The sequence below is a fragment of the Streptomyces callyspongiae genome, from assembly GCF_047200695.1.
Classification (GTDB): Bacteria; Actinomycetota; Actinomycetes; order Streptomycetales; family Streptomycetaceae; genus Streptomyces.
On the sequence record NZ_JBJZOM010000073.1, the window covers coordinates 1 to 237 of the forward strand.

The 237-nt window shown below is 70.5% G+C and carries 1 protein-coding gene; it reads right to left on the reverse strand.

Annotated features, from left to right (window positions below):
• A partial coding sequence (locus tag ACL06G_RS21565; RefSeq protein ID WP_412836534.1) for a hypothetical protein occupies positions 1-223 on the reverse strand: 223 nt, incomplete at its 3' end.
• Between the last annotated feature and the right edge of the window lie 14 nt (positions 224-237).

Here is a 237-nt window from a genome sequence, read left to right on the forward strand (position 1 = left end):
CGGTGAAGAGAACGGCGTTCAGGAGGGGGGAACGGGAGAGGTCCAGACCGGCCTGGGTCCGCCGGGCGACCTCCAGCACACGCGCCTCACGCTCACCCTCCGGCACCTGCGACAGGTCACAGACCTCCCACGGCACCTCCTCCGGCAGACCCACCACCTCGGCGGACCACTGTCCGCCCTCACGGAAGAACCGCGTCCGCAGACCGTCGTGCTGCTCCAGCACACGCCGCAGCACAC